The organism is Tabrizicola sp. (genome assembly GCF_041913445.1).
Taxonomy (GTDB): Bacteria; Pseudomonadota; Alphaproteobacteria; order Rhodobacterales; family Rhodobacteraceae; genus Tabrizicola.
In genome coordinates this window covers 1-18,837 of sequence record NZ_JAYSFG010000036.1, presented here as the reverse complement: position 1 = coordinate 18,837, position 18,837 = coordinate 1, and the positions used below count along the sequence as shown (strand labels likewise).

The 18,837-nt window shown below is 67.5% G+C and carries 14 protein-coding genes and 1 pseudogene; 7 read left to right on the top strand and 8 right to left on the bottom strand.

The genetic code is table 11. From position 1 onward, the window contains the following. From ACE3Q6_RS21365 to bchO, 3 genes and pseudogenes are all read left to right on the top strand, one after another. Positions 1-345, top strand: a pseudogene (locus ACE3Q6_RS21365) (magnesium chelatase ATPase subunit I); the annotation flags it as partial. Then, positions 345-1,997 carry a magnesium chelatase subunit D gene (locus ACE3Q6_RS21360; RefSeq protein WP_374436925.1) on the top strand — a complete coding sequence of 551 codons (1,653 nt, stop codon included), beginning with the start codon at positions 345-347 and terminating at the stop codon, positions 1,995-1,997. The pseudogene ACE3Q6_RS21365 and the gene ACE3Q6_RS21360, both read left to right, overlap by 1 nt. Before the next feature lies 1 nt (position 1,998). Further along, positions 1,999-2,859: an alpha/beta fold hydrolase BchO gene (bchO, locus tag ACE3Q6_RS21355; RefSeq protein WP_374436923.1), complete on the top strand. Its 861-nt coding sequence runs from the start codon at positions 1,999-2,001 to the stop codon at positions 2,857-2,859. Here bchO and idi read toward each other — a convergent pair. From idi to ACE3Q6_RS21315, 8 genes are all read right to left on the bottom strand, one after another. Beyond that, complete coding sequence (gene idi, locus ACE3Q6_RS21350) at positions 2,824-3,396, bottom strand: isopentenyl-diphosphate delta-isomerase (RefSeq protein WP_374436921.1); 573 nt, start codon at positions 3,394-3,396, stop codon at positions 2,824-2,826. The two genes, bchO and idi, sit on opposite strands and share 36 nt — an antisense overlap. Then, positions 3,396-4,574, bottom strand: a complete 1,179-nt coding sequence (locus tag ACE3Q6_RS21345; RefSeq protein WP_374436918.1) for a geranylgeranyl diphosphate reductase — start codon at positions 4,572-4,574, stop codon at positions 3,396-3,398. The genes idi and ACE3Q6_RS21345 overlap by 1 nt, the downstream gene beginning before the upstream one ends. A gap of 2 nt (positions 4,575-4,576) precedes the next feature. Further along, positions 4,577-5,863 carry a BCD family MFS transporter gene (locus tag ACE3Q6_RS21340; protein WP_374436916.1) on the bottom strand — a complete coding sequence of 429 codons (1,287 nt, stop codon included), beginning with the start codon at positions 5,861-5,863 and terminating at the stop codon, positions 4,577-4,579. Continuing rightward, the gene (chlG, locus tag ACE3Q6_RS21335; RefSeq protein WP_374436914.1) at positions 5,860-6,759 is read right to left on the bottom strand and encodes a chlorophyll synthase ChlG; all 900 of its coding nucleotides are present in this window, start codon (positions 6,757-6,759) and stop codon (positions 5,860-5,862) included. The genes ACE3Q6_RS21340 and chlG overlap by 4 nt, the downstream gene beginning before the upstream one ends. Before the next feature lie 133 nt (positions 6,760-6,892). Further along, entirely contained in the window at positions 6,893-7,468 is a 576-nt protein-coding gene (bchJ, locus tag ACE3Q6_RS21330) for a bacteriochlorophyll 4-vinyl reductase (protein WP_374436912.1), read from the bottom strand. Further along, positions 7,468-9,123 (bottom strand): magnesium-protoporphyrin IX monomethyl ester anaerobic oxidative cyclase, encoded by a 1,656-nt coding sequence (gene bchE / locus ACE3Q6_RS21325; protein WP_374436910.1) that lies wholly within the window; start codon positions 9,121-9,123, stop codon positions 7,468-7,470. Before bchE ends, bchJ begins: the two co-directional genes overlap by 1 nt. Before the next feature lie 97 nt (positions 9,124-9,220). Continuing rightward, positions 9,221-10,570: a transcriptional regulator PpsR gene (gene ppsR, locus ACE3Q6_RS21320; RefSeq protein ID WP_374436908.1), complete on the bottom strand. Its 1,350-nt coding sequence runs from the start codon at positions 10,568-10,570 to the stop codon at positions 9,221-9,223. A gap of 49 nt (positions 10,571-10,619) precedes the next feature. Continuing rightward, the gene (locus tag ACE3Q6_RS21315) at positions 10,620-11,276 is read right to left on the bottom strand and encodes a B12-binding domain-containing protein (RefSeq protein WP_374436905.1); all 657 of its coding nucleotides are present in this window, start codon (positions 11,274-11,276) and stop codon (positions 10,620-10,622) included. 509 nt (positions 11,277-11,785) lie between these two features. On the opposite strand from ACE3Q6_RS21315, the gene bchF reads away from it, so the two are divergent. The 4 genes from bchF (at position 11,786) to ACE3Q6_RS21295 (ending at position 18,785) form a co-directional block, all read left to right on the top strand. Continuing rightward, complete coding sequence (bchF, locus tag ACE3Q6_RS21310; RefSeq protein ID WP_374436903.1) at positions 11,786-12,283, top strand: 2-vinyl bacteriochlorophyllide hydratase; 498 nt, start codon at positions 11,786-11,788, stop codon at positions 12,281-12,283. After that, complete coding sequence (locus tag ACE3Q6_RS21305; protein ID WP_374436901.1) at positions 12,280-13,551, top strand: ferredoxin:protochlorophyllide reductase (ATP-dependent) subunit N; 1,272 nt, start codon at positions 12,280-12,282, stop codon at positions 13,549-13,551. Before bchF ends, ACE3Q6_RS21305 begins: the two co-directional genes overlap by 4 nt. A 106-nt stretch (positions 13,552-13,657) precedes the next feature. Beyond that, complete coding sequence (bchB, locus tag ACE3Q6_RS21300) at positions 13,658-15,211, top strand: ferredoxin:protochlorophyllide reductase (ATP-dependent) subunit B (protein ID WP_374436899.1); 1,554 nt, start codon at positions 13,658-13,660, stop codon at positions 15,209-15,211. Further along, complete coding sequence (locus ACE3Q6_RS21295; RefSeq protein ID WP_374436895.1) at positions 15,201-18,785, top strand: magnesium chelatase subunit H; 3,585 nt, start codon at positions 15,201-15,203, stop codon at positions 18,783-18,785. Before bchB ends, ACE3Q6_RS21295 begins: the two co-directional genes overlap by 11 nt. Positions 18,786-18,837: the final 52 nt, after the last annotated feature.

The following is an 18,837-nucleotide window of genomic DNA, read 5'->3' as shown; positions in this document are numbered from 1 at the left end:
GACCCCATCGCCTTCGCCGCAACATGGGGGCCGGAGGAAGCCAAACTCCGCACGACGATCCTCCAAGCCCGCGCCGCCCTCCCCAAAGTCCAGACGCCCCGCGCCACGCTGGAAGACTGCGCGCGCTTGTGCATCGCCCTCGGCTCTGACGGCGTCCGCGGCGAACTCACCCTCCTCCGCGCCGCCCGCGCCCTTGCCGCGAGCGAAGCCGCCCCCAAAGTCACCCGCGACCACCTGGCCCGCGTCGCCGCCATGTCCCTCGGCCACCGCCTCCGCCGCGACCCGCTGGATGAAGCCGGGGCCACCGACCGCGTCGCCCGCGCCGTCAGCGAAACGCTGAACTGATGGACAACTGGGCGCGCCTCAGCCTCGCGCTGCGCATCCTCGCCGTCGACTCTGTCGGCCTCGGCGGCCTTTGGCTGAGGTCCCGCGCCGGCCCCGTCCGCGACATTGCCACGAGGCTCCTCGCGCAAACCCCCTTCGACCGCCCCCAGCGCCGCCTCTCGGCCAGCATCGACGACCTCGCCCTCCTGGGAGGCCCCGACCCCGCCGCCACCCTTGCCGCCGGTCGCCCCGTCCACCGCCCGGGCCTTCTCGCCGACCCCGCGCTCCTCATCCTGCCGATGGCGGAATCCGCCCCAGCGAGCCTCACCGCCCGCCTCGCCCAAGCCCTCGACAAAGGCCACCACGCCCTCATCGCCCTCGACGAAGCGGCCGAGGATGGCGAGGGCCTCCCCTCCGCCCTCTCCGACCGCCTCGGCCTCTTCCTCACCCTCGACGGCGAGCGCAGCCCGCGCCTACTCCCCAAACCCATCGGCCGGAGACGCCTCGCCAAGGCCCGCGCCCTCTACCCCTTCGTCACCCTCCCCGACGACCTGACCCAGGCTCTCGCCCAACTCGCGGCCCGCCTCGGCATCACCAGCACGAGGGCGCTCCTCACCACCCGCCGCGCCGCCCGCGCCATCGCCGCCCTCGACGCCCGCCTGACTGTAACCGAAGACGACCTCATCCAGGCCGCTGAACTCGGCCTTGCCCACCGCACGCTGCCGGAAACCGAGGCCCAACCCGACCAGCCCCCGGAACCGCCCCAAGACCAACCCGACCAGCCCGACCAGCAACCGCAAGAGCAAGACCTCCAATCTCTCGCCGACCTTCTGATCGAGGCCGCGCAAGCCGCCCTTCCCCCCGACATCCTCGCGAAACTCCAGTCCGACCGCGCCACCCGCGCCGCGCGGGGAGCCTCCGGCAGCGGAGCGGCAAAAGCCGGCAACCGGAGAGGCCGCCCCCTCCCCTCAAGACCCGGCCGCCCCGACGGCCGCTCCCGCATTGACCTGGTGGCGACCCTAAGACAAGCCGCCCCGTGGCAGGTCCTCCGCAAACGCAGCGACACCCTGAACCGCGCCCTGATCGTCCACCGCTCCGACCTTCGCCTGAAACGCTACAAGGAGGTCTCCGACCGCGTCCTGATCTTCGTTGTCGACGCTTCCGGCTCCTCCGCCATGGCCCGCCTCGGCGAAGCGAAGGGCGCCGTCGAACTCATGCTCGCCCAGGCCTACAGCCGCCGCGACCACGTGGCCCTCGTCGTCCTTCGGGGCCAACAGGCCGAGCTTATCCTCCCCCCCACCCGCAGCCTGACCACCACCAAGGCTCGGCTCCGAGGCCTGCCGGGCGGCGGCGGCACCCCCCTCGCCTCGGGCCTCGCCACCGCCTTGGACACGGCGCTAAGAGCCCGCCGCCAAGGCATGACCCCCAGCCTCGCCCTTCTCACCGACGGCCGCGCCAACATCGCGCTGAACGGCCAACCCGACCGCGCGCAGGCCCAACTGGACGCCGAACAGATCGCCACCGCCATCCGCGCCGCAGGCATCGCCGCCGTCACGCTGGATGTCGCCAACCGCCCGCAGCCCGCGCTCGCCCAGCTTTCCAGCCTGATGAACAGCCGCTATGTTCCGCTTCCCCGCGCCGACGCCCGGGCGATTGCTGCAACGCTGGCCTGAGATGACCCCCGCCGCCCTGCCAAACGACTGGCCCTTCAAGGCCCAATCGAGCCTCGTCACCGCAGGCCGCCACCGCTTCTGGGTCGCCGACACCGGCCCCAAGGACGCGCCGACACTCCTCCTCCTCCACGGCACCGGAGCCTCCCTCCACAGCTTCCGCCGCACGATCCCCGGCCTTGCGCAACGCTACCGCACCATCACCCCCGACCTTCCCGGCCACGGGGCCTCCGCCACCGGCTTCACCGGCCGCCTAAGCCTCGACGCCATGGCGCAGGACCTCTGGACCCTCTGCGACACCCTTCACATCCAACCCAAAGCCATCATCGGCCACTCCGCCGGCGCCGCCATCGGCCTGCGCATGGCCGAACTCCGCCCCGTCCCGCACATCATCGGCCTCAACGCCGCCCTGGGAGAATTCGACGGCGCCGCCGCCTTCCTTTTCCCGATCATCGCCAAGGGCCTCGCCACCCTCCCCTTCGCCGCGACCGCCATCACCGCCTTCTTCGGCCGCCCCGGCACGGTGGAGCGCATCCTGACCGGCACCGGCTCACCGTTGGACCCGGAAGGCCGCGCGCAATACCTGCGCCTCGTCCGCGACCCCGACCACGTCACCGGAGCCCTCGGCATGATGGCCGACTGGAAGCTGCAACCCCTGCTGAACCGCCTGCCCCAGACCACCACAAAGGTGACCCTGATCGCCTCAGAAGGCGACCGTGCCGTCCCGGCCCAAGTCTCCATCGACGCCGCCAAACGCATCCCGGGCGCACAATTGCACCTTCTGCCGAAGCTCGGCCATTTAGCTCATGAGGAAACGGAAGATGGCCTCTCAGCCCTGATTCTGGACAGCCTCGGCCAGCCCTGAGGCCGCAAAGATCATCGCCGCGTGCTTCTCAAGGTAAATCCGCAGCCAGGGCGTGAACGCCTCCGGCGTCGCTGCAATCTCCGCCCGCAAAGCGTCCAAGGAGACCCACCGCACCGCCTGCACCTCGTCGGGGTCCAGTTCCAGGTCCACGGGCCACCCCGCCTCGCCCACGAAAACCTCGACCACCTCGTGCTCGATCAGGTTCTCCCGAACCCCCGGCACGTCGGCCCGATACTCCACCTGCCCGACATGCCGCAGGTCCAGCCCGGAAATCCCCAACTCCTGCCCCAGCCGCCGCACCGCGCAATCCGCAGCCAACTCACCCCAGTTCGGATGCGTGCAGCACGTATTCGCCCACAGCCCGGGAGTATGATACTTCCCCGCCGCCCGCTGCTGGATCAGGATCTCCCGCCCCCGCAGCACAAACACCGACACCGCCGGATGCCGCAGCCCCTGCCGGTGCACCGCAAGCTTCCCCACCGGGCGCAGCACTCCGTCCGGCCCGAAGGCCGGGATCGGCAGGTCAATCGGCTCCATTACGACCATTTAGGGCTAACCACTCCCATCAGGTGCATCACGTTCTTCACCCCGATCTTCAGATGGGCCAAGGGGCGCGCCGCCACAAGCTTCTTGTTCATGTACGCCTCGAAGGTCAGCCGCTGCACGTCGATGTCATGGCACAGCGAAACGAACCGCTCGCGCCGGTCGTCGTTGCGATAATAGGCATTCTGCATCGACCGCAAGACCTTGAACACGGTCCCATGCTCCTTCAAGAACATCTTCCGCGCCATCTTCAATTCGCTGGCCTTGCCCGTCCGCAGGAACGCCTGAGCCGCCGTCGCCGCCGCCCGGCCCCCCGCCATCGCGTAATAGATCCCCTCGCCCGAGGACGGCGCGACAACCCCCGCCGCATCCCCCGCCAGCACCACATCCCGGCCATTGTCCCAACGGTCCAACGGCTTCAACGGGATGGGCGCCCCCTCGCGCCGGATCGTCTCACACTCCGCCAACCCCGACATCGCCCGCAGGTCCGCCGTGGCCTTCTTCAGGTCCACCGCCCCGTCCTCGGTCCCCATGCCCACCGACGCCTTGTCGCCATGCGGGAACACCCAGCCATAGAAATCGGGCGAGATCTGCCCGTCATAGACCACATCACAGCGCACCGGGTCATAACCCGCATTGGCAGCCGGAGCCTTGATGATCTCATGATAGGCAATGACATAGGGGATCTTGTCGCCCCCAGGCACCTCGGCCCGAGCCACCCCAGACTTCGCACCGTCCGCGCCAATCACGACCCGGCACAACGACCGCTGCTCCTGCCCCGACGCCTTCTCGCGCCAGACCACATGGGTGCCCGCCGCATCCCGCTCCACCCGCAGGAAGGTGCCGGTCAGCCGATCCGCCCCGACCATCCGCGCGCGGTCGCGCAGGAACTCGTCGAAATCCTCGCGGTCGACCATGCCGACATAGCCGCCCTCGATGTGGATATCGACGGCCCGCCCCGTGGGCGAAATCATCCGCGCCGTCCTGATCTTGGCGACCACCAGACGGTCCGGAATGTCGAAATCCTTGATCGCGCGCGGAGGGATCGCGCCCCCACACGGCTTGATCCGCCCGTCCCGGTCCAGAAGCGCGACCTTGTACCCCGCGCGCGCCAGGTCCTCCGCCGCCGTCGCGCCCGAAGGCCCGCCGCCCACCACGAATGCGTCATACATGCTCATTCTCCCGGTACCAGCTGGCCCTGGGGCGCCCGCAGACGCCCGGCATCAATGATCCGCCAGGCCATCCACCCGGCAGCGACGAACAACAAAGCCTCCAGAGCGAAGACCATCCCGAAGGCATTGGCCGTGGACCCGGAAAGCCGCAGCGCGTCGACCAGCGCCGCGCCTGCAAACCCGCCCAGCCCCTGCGCAATGGCCTGAGACGCGCCCCAGACGCCCATCCGCGTGCCCTCACGGCCCTCGCGGCCCTGTCCGGCCAGTTGCATCATCGCCCCGATCGACGCGATGGCGAACATGCCCGAGAACACCCCCAGCACCGCCACCGCGGGCGTCAGCAGATCCACCCGCACCTGCCCCAATGCCGCGATCACCGCCAGCATCACTGCCGAGCCAAGGCACCCGCCCACGACCCAGGCGCGAAGCGACCCGATCTTGAGGCCCGAAACAGCGATCCCCACGGCGAGCATTCCGATGAACATGCCCCCATGCTGCGCGCCCGAGAGGCTGGTCGACGCGCCGGGGGAATAGGCAAACACCAGCCCCGCATAGGGCTCGAGGATCAGTTCCTGCAGGAAGAAGGCCGTCATCGACAGGAAGATGAAGAGCGTGAACACCCTTGTCCGCTTCTCCGCCCAGACCTCGGCCAACCCCTGCCGCAGCGGAGTTTCATCCGGCAACCGCTCCGGGATAACCCGCCGCTCGATGCCCCAGATCGCCGCCGCCGTCAGCAGCACCGCGCCGACCGTCACCACGCCGACAATCGCCATCAGCCGCGACGACGAATACGGGTCCAGCATCGCCCCGATCACGCCACTGGTGACCGCGATCCCGAAGATCATCATCAACCAGGTTATCGTCGCCGCAGCTGCCCGCCGGCTCGGCGCACAGCCCGAGGCGAGCAAAGCCAAAAGCGAGGTCCCCGAGGCCCCCGCGCCCATCCCGATCAGCACATAGGCGAAGACTGACCCAACCAGCCCAATCCCATGCCCGGCAATCCCCAACGCCACCATCCACGACGCCAGCGCCGCCCCGGCCGACAGGACCGCCATCCCGCCAATGATGAACCGCGTCCGGTTGCCCTGCGCGTCCGACAGGAACCCCCAGCTTGGCCTCGAGATCTGGACGAAGGAATGCAGCGCCACCAGCGCCCCCGACAGCATCGCGGGCAGCGCCAGTTCCACCACCATCAGCCGGTTCAGCGTCGAGGTCGTCAGCACCACCACCGCCCCGATGCACAGCTGCACCAGGCCAAGGCGTACGATCTGAACCCAGGACAAAGTCATCCCAACCCCCTGACCGCAAAGGCGGAAATCATCATGCCGGTGACATAGAGCACCACGCCTGTCCCGTTGTACCAGGGCGCCTTGCCCTTCGGATCGCGGAACAGCACCCGCATCGCCGCGACCTGAGCCATCAGGACCGCCAGCACCGCCAGCGCGTGCCAGGGCTTGCCCCAGATGACCAGCAGGCACACCACCAGCGCCTGAGCCATGCCCATCACCGTGCAGGCGATCTTCGCCGCAACTTCCGGCCCCAGCACCACCGGCAAGGAGCGCACCCCATGCTGCCGGTCGCCCTCCAGGGCCTTGAAATCGTTCAGCGTCATGATCCCGTGGGCACCGAAAGCATAGAGTGCGGCGATCATCACATTCTCGAACCTTGGAGCCGTCCCCAACAACACCGCCGCCCCCGTGAACCACGGCAGCCCCTCATAGGACAGGCCCACCAGCCCCGGCCCCCACCAGCCCGACCGTTTCAGCCGCACCGGCTCAGCGCTATACGCCCATGCAGCAATGACCCCGACCACCGTCGCCCCAAAGCCCCAGGGCCCCAGCATCCAGCCCACGACCAGCGACAGAACCGTCATCGCCAGCGCAATCCACAGCCCCCACCGCCCCGGGATCCGCCCCGACGGGATCGGCCGATGCGGCTCGTTCACCGCGTCGACATGCCGGTCGCACCAGTCGTTCGCCGCCTGGCTCATCCCGCAGACGATGGGACCGGCCAGCACCATGCCCAGCAGCACCGTCCCCCAATTCGCGCCCAGGGGAACCCCGGATGACACGGCGCCACAGAGGTAGGCCCAGACCGGCGGGAACCAGGTGATCGGCTTGATCAATGTCAGCATGGCACGGGGTTCCGGCCAGCTCTGCGGGGGGTGGATGAGTGCGTCGCTCATGTGTCAATTAAACCTGACACATCCGAGTCTGGCAAGGATTACATTGCCGCAAGCGCGACGCTGACACTCCCTCTCCGCCGCCGCAGCCCGCGCCTCCCCTCCCCCACCGTGGGGAGGGGCCGGGGGTGGGGGGCTACCCGGAGGAAATCTCGAACCGACAGACCGCATCGCCACAGGCGCAACAAGCCGTCTCCTTCACCGTCACCGAAGGCCACACCAACCTCCCATACAGCCGCCGAAACACCGCCGCATGCCAGATGCACTGAGGGGTCTCGGCCCCCCATCCCGCCACCAGCGGATTGCGAGCCACCGACACGACGAGTGGCCGGAAGGACTCCACCCGGAACTCCCCCGTCCCCGCAAAGGTCCAGGAATGCTGAGCAATCGCCTTTGTCAGGACCCGCGCCGCCAAGGCCCCCGGCAGCACCCGCAACACCCCCTGCGCCAGCCTTGGAATCCGGTGGGCGAGGATGTAGTCCCCCGTCGCCAATCCGGCCTCCTCCAGAAGCCCTTCTGCCGCAGGTGACATCCGCCGCAACGCCTGATGCACCGCCGCGCAGTCGGCCTCGGGCAGCATCCCCGCGTCGCGCGGGGGCCGCGCAACCCGCGCCTCCTCCAGCACCGAACGGCAGAGGTCAAACTCCCCCCGCCGCTCCAGCACATCGACAAGCTGCAGGATCGCGTTCGGCCCGATCCGGCCCGCCTCCATTACTCCGCCGGCTCCTGCATCTGCTCGCGGCCCCCGCCACAAGCCATCGGCCCCAGATCGGGCACCGCACGATCCAAAGCCCGTTCCTTCATCTGCGCCTTCACCGCCGCCCGCCGCTCTGCCGCCCGCGCCGCCTTGTCGGCCGAGGCCTCCCAATCCGCCATCTGCGCCTCGGCAATGGTCCGTGTGGTATCGAACCCGAACTCCAGATTGTCGCGCTTCACCGGCTTGAAATAGCCATGCTTTCCAAGGTCATAGAAGCTCCGCTGCACCCCCGCCTTGAGGAACGCCTTCAGGCACCCCAAGAGATACCGCCGCCGGAACCCCGTCCCCCGCCAGGGATAATGGAACAGCGCCTTCTTCATGTAGAAGCGGCGATAGTTCTTCAGCACCCCCTCCAGCAAAGCCCCCCGCGTCATCGCGGCAGGCTTCATGATCGGTGTCACGAAGTTGTACTTCGAATAGTCGAACACCTCGACCTGATCCCGGATCTCCTGGAACAGCGGCGTGAACGGCCAGGGCGTATACATCGACCAGTTCGCCAGGTCCGGCTGCCAGTCCCAGGCCATGCGGTAGGTCTCTTCCAGCGTCTCCGGCGTCTCGTTGTCGAGGCCCACGATGAACTGCGCCTCGGTGAAGATGTCCGCCTCACGCAGAAGCCGGATCGCCTCCTTGTTCTCTTCGACCTTGGTCTCCTTGTTGAAGAAGTCCAGCTTCAACTGCGCCGCCGCCTCGGTCCCGAGGGAGACATGCACCAACCCCGCCTCACGGTAGAACTTCAGCAGATCCCGGTCGCGGTAGATATCGGTGACCCGCGTGTTGATCCCCCATTTCACCCGCTTGTTGAGCCCCCGGTCGATCAGCTCCTGGCAGAACTCGACGAATTTCTTCTTGTTGATGGTCGGCTCCTCGTCCGCCAGGATGAAGAACCCGACCCCGTGGTCCGTGACCAGCCGCTCGATCTCGTCGGCGACCTTCTTGGGGTCCCGCACCCGGTAGTCGCGCCAGAACTTCCACTGGCTGCAGAAGCTGCAGGTAAACGGACACCCCCGCGCCATGTTCGGGATCGCGACCTTCACGCCCAGGGGAATGTAGATGTAGCTGTCCCAGTCCAGGATCGACCAATCGGGATCGATCCCGTCCAGGTCCTTGACGGTGGAGGCCGCCTGCGTCGCCACGATCTCCCCATCCTCGGCAAAGGCCAACCCCTTGATCTTGCGGCGATCCGCAGGCCAACGGCCATCCCGCACCGCCTCGGCCAGCGCGACCATGATTTCCTCGCCCTCACCACGGACGATCACGTCGACCCAGGGCGCCTCGCTTAGCACCTGCCGGAACATGAAGGTCGCATGCACCCCGCCCAGCACCCGCAGCGCGCCCGGAACCACCTCCGACGCGATGCGCAAGACCTCCTCAGCCTCGTAGATCGACGGAGTAATGGACGTCACCCCCACGATGTCCGGCTGCAGCTCGGCCAGCTTCGCCCGCAAGACATCCGGCCCCAGGTGATAGGTCATCGCATCCAGGAAATGGATATCCGTAAACCCCGCCCGCTTCAGGCTGCCCGCCAGGTATGCGACCCAGGCCGGGGGCCAGTTCCCCGCGATCTCAGCCCCGCCGGAATGGTAATTGGGATGGATGAAGACGATGCGCATGGGCGAGCCCTCCGTGCCAAGGCACCCGCCGGAAGGGGCGGTGTCAATCTAGATTGACAGATCGGAGGGCGGGCCGACTTGACCTATGTCAAGTCGCTTACGCCTGGTCGCTGGCTTCCTTGTTCAGGATGCCGAACTTGCGCAGTTTCACATAGAGCGACTGCCGCGACAGGCTGAGCAACTCGGCCGCCGCAGCCCGGTTGTTGCCGGACATCTCCAGCGCAGCCTCGATGCACATCTTCTCGATGATCTCGGTCGTCTCGTCGACGATCTCCTTCAGCGTGGAATAGCCCACCAGGCGCATCACGTTGCGCAGGCCCTCATGCTCGGCGCCCGAGACCGGCAGGATCACCCTGTCGGTCACCACGGAATCCCGCGCGACGATGCCGATGATCTGCTTGCCGTTGTCCTGGAACAGCGTCGCCGAGAGCTCGACCGAGACCTCGCCCATGTAATCCGTGTTCAGCCGCGTCCGGTAGTGGCGCAGGTGGCCGACGCGCTTGACGTTGTCCAGAAGCACCTTCAGGTCCACCGCGCCGCGTGACAGAAAATCCGAAAACACCCTGTCGATCACGACCGAGGTGCTGTGGCTGTCCGTCAGGTGCAGAAAGGCCTCGTTCGCCGCCTTGATCAGACCATTGCCGTCCACGAAGACGATCGCATCCGTCCCCTTCTCGAACAGGTTCTGCATCATCAGGCTGCGGTCGTTTTCCTGCGACTGCGCGCTTTCCGAAAGGCCGATCCGGCACAGAAGCAGCCGGTCGCGCGAGGCGCGGAACATCTTCGCACTGACCTTCACCCGCTGCGCCGTCCGGCGGACGTTCAGGTCGACATACTCGCCGGCCTCGCTCGTCGCATTGCGGGCCAGCGTCTCGATCAGCTCGCCCCGGCGGCGACCGTCGAATTCCTGCGCGACGGGCGAGTTCAGAAGGTCATTGCGCTGCGCCCCCAGAAGCCGGGCGGCCGAGCTGTTGAGGTCCACGATCCGCCCCGTGGTCTCGGAGACGATCATAAGCGGGAAGGAATTCTCTTCCATCAGCACTCGGTAGCGCGTTTCCAGTTCCCGCTGGGCCTCGTGGTCGCGGCCGATGGCGCGGTGCGCCTGGACCAGCTGCTGCTGCACTTCGGCCAGCGGGCGCAGGTCGCGACCCAGCATCAGCAATGTCTCCGTCCCGGGAAACCGGCGCAGGACATAGCGGACGGGGAATTCGTATTGCACGGGGCCCGCGTGGTTCAGCTCCAGGGCCGAGCCAGTATCCGGCCCGGCAAGCCGCGTCGACAACTTGGCCCAGCTTTCCTCAGCGAAGATCGACTGAAGCTCCCGGCCCTCCCAGCCGGTGACCAGCGACGCCAGCCCGGAAAGCGGCGCGGCCAGCACCCTCTCGACCACCCGGTCCGGGGTTACGACCAGGGTCAGATCCGACCCGGCGCTTATCAGGTCCAGCACGACATCACGTGCGACCGGATCCGCAGGCAGAACCGCAACAGGGTGCCCGTCATTGGTCAACTCCGTCCCCTTTCAACAAAGACTGGACAATGCTCCTTTGGCTTCTTTTCCGGTCCCGATCAAGCTGGTGCCCTCCCTTGCAGGCATCATACTCGGACAGGAGTGCGGAAACGTCGCGCAAGACGCGGTCCGCACCCGTTTCGTTCAGCAACAGCGGGTCCTCGACCGGGATCGCACCGCCGACAAAGATGCACATGTCGCCATTACGCGACAAAAGCCGCAAGGTCCGCACCAGCCCGACGCCCGACTCAAGCGCCGCGGTGCAGCCTATGGAAACCAGCGCCAGGTCGAAGCGGTTCCCCGACATCAGAAGCGTCAGGTCGCGCGGCATCGGAGCCACGCGGACCATCACGCTGAACCCCGCCAGCCGCATTTCCAGCGCCAGGACCAGCGCACCCAGGGTGTGCTGCTCGGCATCGGCCACCAGGACAAGAGCCGACGGACCCGTCGCAGACCGCACCTCGGACAGAAGCTCATCGACCTTCCGCACCAGGCCGTGCAGCTTTTCGGTGCAAAGCGTCACATCGATGAAGCTGATCCGGTCGGCCTCCCAGTCCGCGCCCAGCCTCCGCGCTGCGGCGGGAACGTAAAGACAGGCGACCGTGGCGGGGTCGATCTGACGGGGCAGCATTTCGGCCAGAAGCACCGCAGGATCAACCGACCTCGCCTCACGAAGCACCCTGAGGAAATGGTCAAGATGGTCTTGCCTTGCAACGGCGCCGTGATGGTCGCGCACCGACACCAAACGACCAAGCGCCTCCTTCGCAAGCCCAGCAAACCAATCGGAGCCATCATGGCCCTGGGCTTCCGGTATCCCATTGTCTCGCATCGGCGACCCTCCTTGGGCCTGTCCGCTGATGCCGGGGCAAGTTAGCACCGATCCTGTGCAAATAGAAGCCATCGACTCGCCACTCCATGACACCTGAAACGCTTCGACATGTCTACTTAAATTGACACACCGCGCAAGGCAGTCACGGGATGTGGCAGTAAGTATCTGTTTTACAACAAAATTATTTTATTTCAGTTGCGTGCAAGCAATGATTGTACGGCGTATCGTCGCCGCCGATTTCTTGGGCAAAAGTGTAAATCTACATTGACAGCAAATGCCACCTGACTACTTTGTCTGTAAACGTGGCTTGAAACGAGGCGTAAGGAATGTCCGCTGCGACCTCAGACCCCCGGCCCCATCCGCTGTATACTCCCAGCCAGCGCGCCCGTCGTGATGCGACCGTCTGGACCACGGTCCAGGGCATCCTGGCGCCGGTGCAATTCCTGGTCTGCGCCGTCTCCCTGGTGCTCGTCCTGCGCTACCTCGCCACCGGCGACGGCTACACCGCGGCGACCGTCTCGATCCTGCTCAAGACCGCGCTCCTCTACACGATCATGGTGACCGGCGCGATCTGGGAGAAGGTCGTCTTCGGCCAGTATCTCTTCGCCCCCGCCTTCTTCTGGGAAGACGTCGTCAGCTTCGCGGTCATCGCGCTGCACACGCTCTATCTCTATGGCCTGCTTACGGAAACCCTGACGCCGCTGCAGCTGATGCTCATCACGCTCGCGGCCTATGCGACCTACTTCGTCAACGCCACGCAGTTTCTCCTGAAGCTTCGCCGCGCCCGCCTCGACAGCGCCGAACCAAGGGGACATCCCGCATGAGCCTGGACACCCCCACCACCGGCTGCCTCCACACGCCTGTCCTGCGGGAACGCGGACAGCGTGAGGTCTTCTGCGGCCTCACGGGGATCATCTGGCTGCACCGCAAGATGCAGGACGCCTTCTTCCTGGTCGTCGGCTCCCGCACCTGCGCCCACCTCCTGCAATCCGCCGCCGGCGTGATGATCTTCGCCGAACCACGATTCGGCACCGCGATCCTGGAAGAGAAGGACCTCGCCGGCCTCGCCGACGCGCATGTGGAGCTGGAGCGTGAGGTCGAACGCCTCCTCTCCCGCCGCCCCGACATCCGCCAGCTCTTCCTCGTCGGCTCCTGCCCGTCCGAGGTCATCAAGCTCGACCTCTCCCGCACCGCCGAACGCCTGAACGCCCGCCACGGGCCCACCGTCCGGGTCTACAACTACTCCGGATCGGGCATCGAGACGACCTTCACCCAAGGTGAGGATGCCTGCCTTGCCGCGATGGTCCCGGGGCTGGAAGACACCACCGACACCAACCTCCTTGTCGTCGGCGCCCTCCCGGACGTGGTCGAGGATCAGTGCCTGTCGCTCCTGACGCAAATGGGCGTCCGCAACGTGGCCTTCCTCCCCTCCCGCCGTGCCTCCGGCGCGCCGAAGGTCGGCCCGAAGACCCGTTTCATCCTGACCCAGCCCTTCCTCGCCGACACCGCCCACGCGCTGGAACGCCGTGGCGCCGAGCGCATCACCGCCGTCTTCCCCTTTGGCGAGGAAGGCACCACCGACTGGCTCCGCGCCGTCGCCAAGGCGCATGGCGTGACGCTGGAGACGTTCGAGACCGTCACCGCCGCCCCCCGCGCCCGCGCCCGCAAGGCCGTCGCGGCCCACGCGGAAACCCTGCGCGACAAGACGCTCTTCATGTTCCCTGACAGCCAGCTCGAAATCCCGCTCGCCCGCTTCCTCGCCCGCGAATGCGGCATGCACCCGGTCGAGGTCGGCACCCCCTACCTCCACCGCGGCTTGATGGAGCCGGAACTCGCGCTCCTGCCGCAGACCGTCCTTTCCGAAGGCCAGGACGTCGACCTGCAACTCGACCGCCACGCCGCGCTGAAACCCGACCTCACCGTCTGCGGCCTCGGCCTCGCCAACCCGCTCGAAGCCGCCGGCCACGCCACCAAATGGGCGATCGAGCTCGTCTTCACCCCCGTCCACTTCTACGAACAGGCCGGCGACCTCGCCGCCCTCTTCTCCCGCCCCCTCCGCCGCCGCGCGCTGCTCCAGGGGGCCCCCCAATGACCCGCCGCCCGCCATATCGCGCAACACCTGCACCCCGCGCCTCCCTCCCCCCTCTGTGGGGGAGGGATGGGGTGGGGGGCACCCGGTCAGAAACGGGGGCGACGCCATGAAACTCACCCTCTGGACCTACGAAGGCCCCCCGCACGTCGGCGCGATGCGCGTCGCCACCGGCATGAAGGACGTCCACTACGTCCTCCACGCCCCGCAAGGCGACACCTATGCCGACCTCCTGTTTACAATGATCGAGCGGCGCAACCACCGCCCGCCGGTCACCTTCACCACCTTCCAGGCCTCCGACCTCGGCGCTGACACCGCCACCCTCTTCAAGCGCGCCGCCCAAGGCGCCTACGACCGCTTCAAGCCGCAAGCGATGATCGTCGGCGCCTCCTGCACGGCCGAGCTCATCCAGGACGACCCCGGCGGCCTCGCCTCGACCCTCGGCCTGCCCTGCCCCGTCGTGCCGCTGGACCTGCCCAGCTACTCCCGCAAGGAAAACTTCGGCGCGGACGAGACCTTCCTCGCCCTCACCCGCGCCCTCGCCGTTCCTCACGAGCGCACCGCGCAGGTCTCCTGCAACATCCTCGGCGCCACAGCCTTGGGCTTCCGCCACCGCGACGACGTGGCCGAGATCACCAAACTCCTCACCCAAATGGGTATCGCCGTGAACGTGGCGGCCCCCCTCGACGCGACTCCGGAAGACCTGAAACGCCTCCCCGCCGCGCATTTCAACGTCCTCCTCTACCCCGAAACCGGCGAAGGCGCCGCCCGCTGGCTGGAGAAGACCCACGCCCAGCCCTGGACGAAAACCATCCCCATCGGAGCCGAGGCCACCCGCGAATTCATCGCCGAGGTCGCCAAACTCGCCAACGTCAGCCCAGACGTCGACGAAAAGAACCTCCGCCAACCCTGGTGGTCGGCCTCCGTCGACTCCACCTACCTCACCGGCAAGCGCGTCTTCATCTTCGGAGACGCCACCCACGCGATGGCCGCCGCCCGCGTTGCCTCCAAGGAAATCGGCTTCGAAGTCGTCGGCCTCGGCTGCTACAACCGCGAATTCGCCCGCCCCATGCGCGCCGCCGCCAAGGACTACGGCCTCGAAGCCCTGATCTCCGACGACTACCTCGACGTCGAAGCCGCCATCATCGCCGCCGCGCCCGAGCTCATCCTCGGCACCCAGATGGAACGCCACATCGCCAAGCGCCTCGGCATCGCCTGCGCCGTGATCTCGGCCCCCGTCCACGTCCAGGACTTCCCCGCCCGCTACTCGCCGCAGATGGGCTTCGAAGGCGCAAACGTCCTCTTCGACACCTGGATCCACCCGCTCGTCATGGGGCTTGAGGAACACCTCCTCACCATGTTCCGCGAGGATTTCGAGTTCCACGACGCCGCCGGACCCAGCCACCACGGCGGCAAGGCCACCCCCGCGCCTACCCAGATCCTCGAACCCACCCCCGACGCCGCCACCCAGATGATCGAGGCGGCGCAAGCCCTCGCCGACGCCCTCCACTGGCTCCCCGACGCCGAGCGCGAGTTGAAGAAGATCCCCTTCTTCGTCCGCGCCAAGGCCCGCCGCAACACCGAGAAATACGCCGCCGAGAAGGGCGTCACCCAGATCAGCATCGAGACCCTCTACGAGGCCAAGGCCCATTATGCGCGATGACCGCTACACATCGCCGGACCTGAAAACCCCCGTCGCAGACGGTCTCTACCGCTTCGTCATCGTCACCCTCGACGCCCATGCCGCAGGCCCCGCCCAGCGCGTCGCCGCGCGCCTGACCAAGGACTTCCCCGGCCTGACCATCTCGGTCCACGCCGCCGCCGAATGGGCCGAAAACCCCGCCGCCCTCGCCCGCGCCCGCGCCGACGTCGGCAGCGCGAACATCATCGTCGCCAACCTGATCTTCCTGGAAGAGCATCTCACCCAGATCCTCCCCCAGATCCAGGCCCGCCGCCCGCATCTCGACGCCTGCGTCGGCATCATCTCCGACCCGCAGATCGTCAAGCTGACCAAGATGGGCGACCTCGACATGTCGCTCCCGGCCTCGGGCGCGATGGCCCTCCTGAAGAAACTGCGGGGCACCAAGTCCCCCTCCGGTTCCTCGGGCGAAAAGCAGATGGCGATGCTGCGGCGGCTGCCGAAGATCCTGCGCTTCATCCCCGGCAAGGCCCAGGACATGCGCGCCTGGTTCCTGTCGATGCAGTACTGGCTCGGCGGGTCGGACGACAACATCGAAAGCATGGTCCGCTACCTCGTCAGCCGCTATGCCCCGAACCGCGACTGGAACAAGGTCAAGGCCGCCGCCCCGGTCGACTACCCCGACGTCGGCCTCTACCACCCCGACGTCCCGGCCCGCGTCTTCACCGACCCCAGCCTCCATCCCAAGCCCGACGGCATCACCGCCACCCTTGGCCTTCTGAAGATGCGGTCCTACCTCCTCGCCTCCGACACCGCGCACTACGACGCCGTCATCCGAGCCTTTGAATCCCGCGGCATCGCCTGCGTTCCCGCCTTCGCTTCGGGCCTCGACGGCCGCCCCGCCATCGACGCCTTCATGACCGGCGGCCGGATCGACGCCCTCGTCTCCCTCACCGGCTTCTCCCTCGTCGGCGGCCCCGCCTACAACGACAGCCCCGCCGCCATCGCGGCACTCGAAGCCCTCGACGCCCCTTACGTCGCCGCGCACCCGCTCGAATTCCAGACCCTCGGCCAATGGGCATCCACCGACGGCGGCCTTGGGCCCGTCGAGACCACCATGCTCATCGCGCTGCCCGAGATCGACGGCGCGACCAACCCCACCGTCTTCGCCGGTCGCCACGACGCGGGCGGCTGCACAGGTTGCGCGAAGAACTGCCCCGCGCCAGTGGACGTCACCTCCCGCGTGATGGCCCCCTGCTCCGAACGCATCGACACCCTGGCCGAGAAAGTCTTCCGCCTCGCCACCCTCCGCCGCAGCGAAACAGCCAAGCGCAAGGTCGCCATCGTCCTCTACGGCTTCCCGCCGAACGCCGGGGCCGTCGGCACCGCTGCCTACCTCGGCGTCTTCGAAAGCCTTCTCAACACCCTCCACGCGATGAAGGCCGACGGCTACGACGTCACCCCACCCGCCACGGTGGAGGCACTCCGCGACGCGGTCCTGAACGGCAACGCCACAGCCTTCGGCCAGCCCGCCAACGTCGCCGCCCGCATCCCGGCGCGCGAGCTCGTCCGCCGCTCCCGCTGGCTGGCCGAGACCGAGAAAGTCTGGGGCCCCGCCCCCGGCCGCGCCCAGTCCGACGGGGCCGACGTCTTCGTCCTGGGGCGTCAGTTCGGCAACGTCTTCGTCGGCATCCAGCCCGTCTTCGGCTACGAGGGCGACCCGATGCGCCTTCTCTTCGAGAAAGGCTTCGCGCCGACCCACGCCTTCACCGCCTTCTACGACTGGATGAAAAAGGATTTCGGCGCCGACGTCCTCCTCCACTTCGGGATGCACGGCGCGTTGGAGTTCATGCCCGGCAAGCAGGCGGGCCTCTCCGGCAAATGCTGGCCCGACCGCCTGATCGGCAACCTGCCGAACGTCTACCTCTACGCCGCCAACAACCCGTCCGAGGCAACCCTCGCCAAGCGCCGGTCGAACGCCGTCACCATCACCCACCTGACCCCTCCCCTGGCCCAATCCGGCCTCTACAAGGGCCTCGTGGACCTGAAAGACAGCCTCACCCGCTTCCGCGCCCTCTCCCCCGACGCCCCCGACCGCGACGACCTCGCCCTCCTCATCGCCGAGCAGGCAAAGGCCGTCGACATGGACGCGACCGACCTCGAAATCCTCTGGCTGAAACTCCTGGAGACCGAAGGCGCCCTCATCACCGACGGCCTCCACGTCCTCGGCCGCCCCTTCACCGACGCCCAGCGCGCCGAATACCTGGCCCTCATGCCCGACGACCCCGAGGCCCGCGCCAAGGCCGCCGAGCACCTGCAGCACAGCACCGAAATCCCCGCCCTCCTCCGCGCCCTTTCCGGCCGCTTCATCTCCCCCGTCCCGGGCGGGGACCTGATCCGCTCGCCCCAGATCCTCCCCACCGGCCGCAACATCCACGCCTTCGACCCCTTCCGGATGCCCACCGCCTTTGCGCTGGCCGACGGCAAGGCCCAGGCCGACCGCCTGCTGGCGACCCACCCGACCCTGCCGCGCACCGTGGCCCTCGTCCTTTGGGGCAGCGACAACATCAAGTCCGACGGCGGCCCCATCGCCCAGGCCCTCGCGCTGATCGGAGCCACCCCGCGCTTCGACAGCTACGGCCGCCTCGCCGGGGCCGACCTGATCCCCTTGGCCGACCTGAAACGCCCCCGGATCGACGTCGTGATGACCCTCTCCGGCATCTTCCGCGACCTCCTGCCGCTGCAAACCCGGATGCTCGCCGAAGCCGCCTTCAAGGCCGCCACCGCCGACGAACCCGAACAGCTCAACTTCATCCGCGCCCATGCCCTCGCCTACGCGGCCGAGATGAACGTCGACATGGAAACCGCCGCCCTCCGCGTCTTCTCGAACGCCGAAGGCGCCTATGGGTCCAACGTCAACATCCTGGTCGACACCTCCTCCTTCGGGGACGAGGACGAACTCGCCGACGCCTACCAGAACCGCAAGAGCTTCGCCTACGGCGTCACCGGCAAGGCCAAGGGCAACCCCGCGCTGCTGCAAAAGGCGCTCAAGGACGTCGACCTCGCCTACCAGAACCTCGAATCCGTCGAGCTTGGCGTCACCTCGGTCGACCACTACTTCGACACGCTCGGCGGCATCGCCCGCGCCGTCAAACGCGCCCGCGGCGGCCAGGACACCCCCGTCTACATCGGCGACCAGACGCGCGGCGGCGGCACCGTCCGCACCCTCTCCGACCAGATCGCCCTCGAAACCCGCTCCCGCTCCCTGAACCCCAAGTTCTACGAAGGCCTCCTCCGCCACGGGGCCGAGGGCGTCCGCCAGATCGAGGCGCATGTCTCCAACACCTTCGGCTGGTCCGCCACCACCGGCACCGTCGAACCCTGGGTCTACCAGCGCCTCACCGAAACCTTCGTCACCGACGAAGCCATGCGCCGCCGCCTTGCTGCTTTGAACCCCGAAGCCTCCTCCCGCATGGCCCAGCGCCTCTTGGAAGCCTCGGACCGCGCCTATTGGACACCCGATCCCGCCACCCTCGCCGCGCTGCAACAGGCCGCCGACGAACTTGAGGATCGCCTGGAAGGGATCGCCGCCGAATGACACCTCACATGAAAGGGGCCACCACATGAGCCCGCGCGACGAAATTCCGAAC

Excerpts from the sequence above, each read along its gene's own strand:
- ACE3Q6_RS21360 (WP_374436925.1), top strand. The coding sequence starts at position 345 with ATGGACAACTGGGCGCGCCTCAGCCTCGCGCTGCGCATCCTCGCCGTC.
- bchO (WP_374436923.1), top strand. The coding sequence starts at position 1,999 with ATGACCCCCGCCGCCCTGCCAAACGACTGGCCCTTCAAGGCCCAATCG.
- idi (WP_374436921.1), bottom strand. The coding sequence starts at position 3,396 with ATGGAGCCGATTGACCTGCCGATCCCGGCCTTCGGGCCGGACGGAGTG.
- ACE3Q6_RS21345 (WP_374436918.1), bottom strand. The coding sequence starts at position 4,574 with ATGTATGACGCATTCGTGGTGGGCGGCGGGCCTTCGGGCGCGACGGCG.
- ACE3Q6_RS21340 (WP_374436916.1), bottom strand. The coding sequence starts at position 5,863 with ATGACTTTGTCCTGGGTTCAGATCGTACGCCTTGGCCTGGTGCAGCTG.
- chlG (WP_374436914.1), bottom strand. The coding sequence starts at position 6,759 with ATGAGCGACGCACTCATCCACCCCCCGCAGAGCTGGCCGGAACCCCGT.
- bchJ (WP_374436912.1), bottom strand. The coding sequence starts at position 7,468 with ATGGAGGCGGGCCGGATCGGGCCGAACGCGATCCTGCAGCTTGTCGAT.
- bchE (WP_374436910.1), bottom strand. The coding sequence starts at position 9,123 with ATGCGCATCGTCTTCATCCATCCCAATTACCATTCCGGCGGGGCTGAG.
- bchF (WP_374436903.1), top strand. The coding sequence starts at position 11,786 with ATGTCCGCTGCGACCTCAGACCCCCGGCCCCATCCGCTGTATACTCCC.
- ACE3Q6_RS21305 (WP_374436901.1), top strand. The coding sequence starts at position 12,280 with ATGAGCCTGGACACCCCCACCACCGGCTGCCTCCACACGCCTGTCCTG.
- bchB (WP_374436899.1), top strand. The coding sequence starts at position 13,658 with ATGAAACTCACCCTCTGGACCTACGAAGGCCCCCCGCACGTCGGCGCG.
- ACE3Q6_RS21295 (WP_374436895.1), top strand. The coding sequence starts at position 15,201 with ATGCGCGATGACCGCTACACATCGCCGGACCTGAAAACCCCCGTCGCA.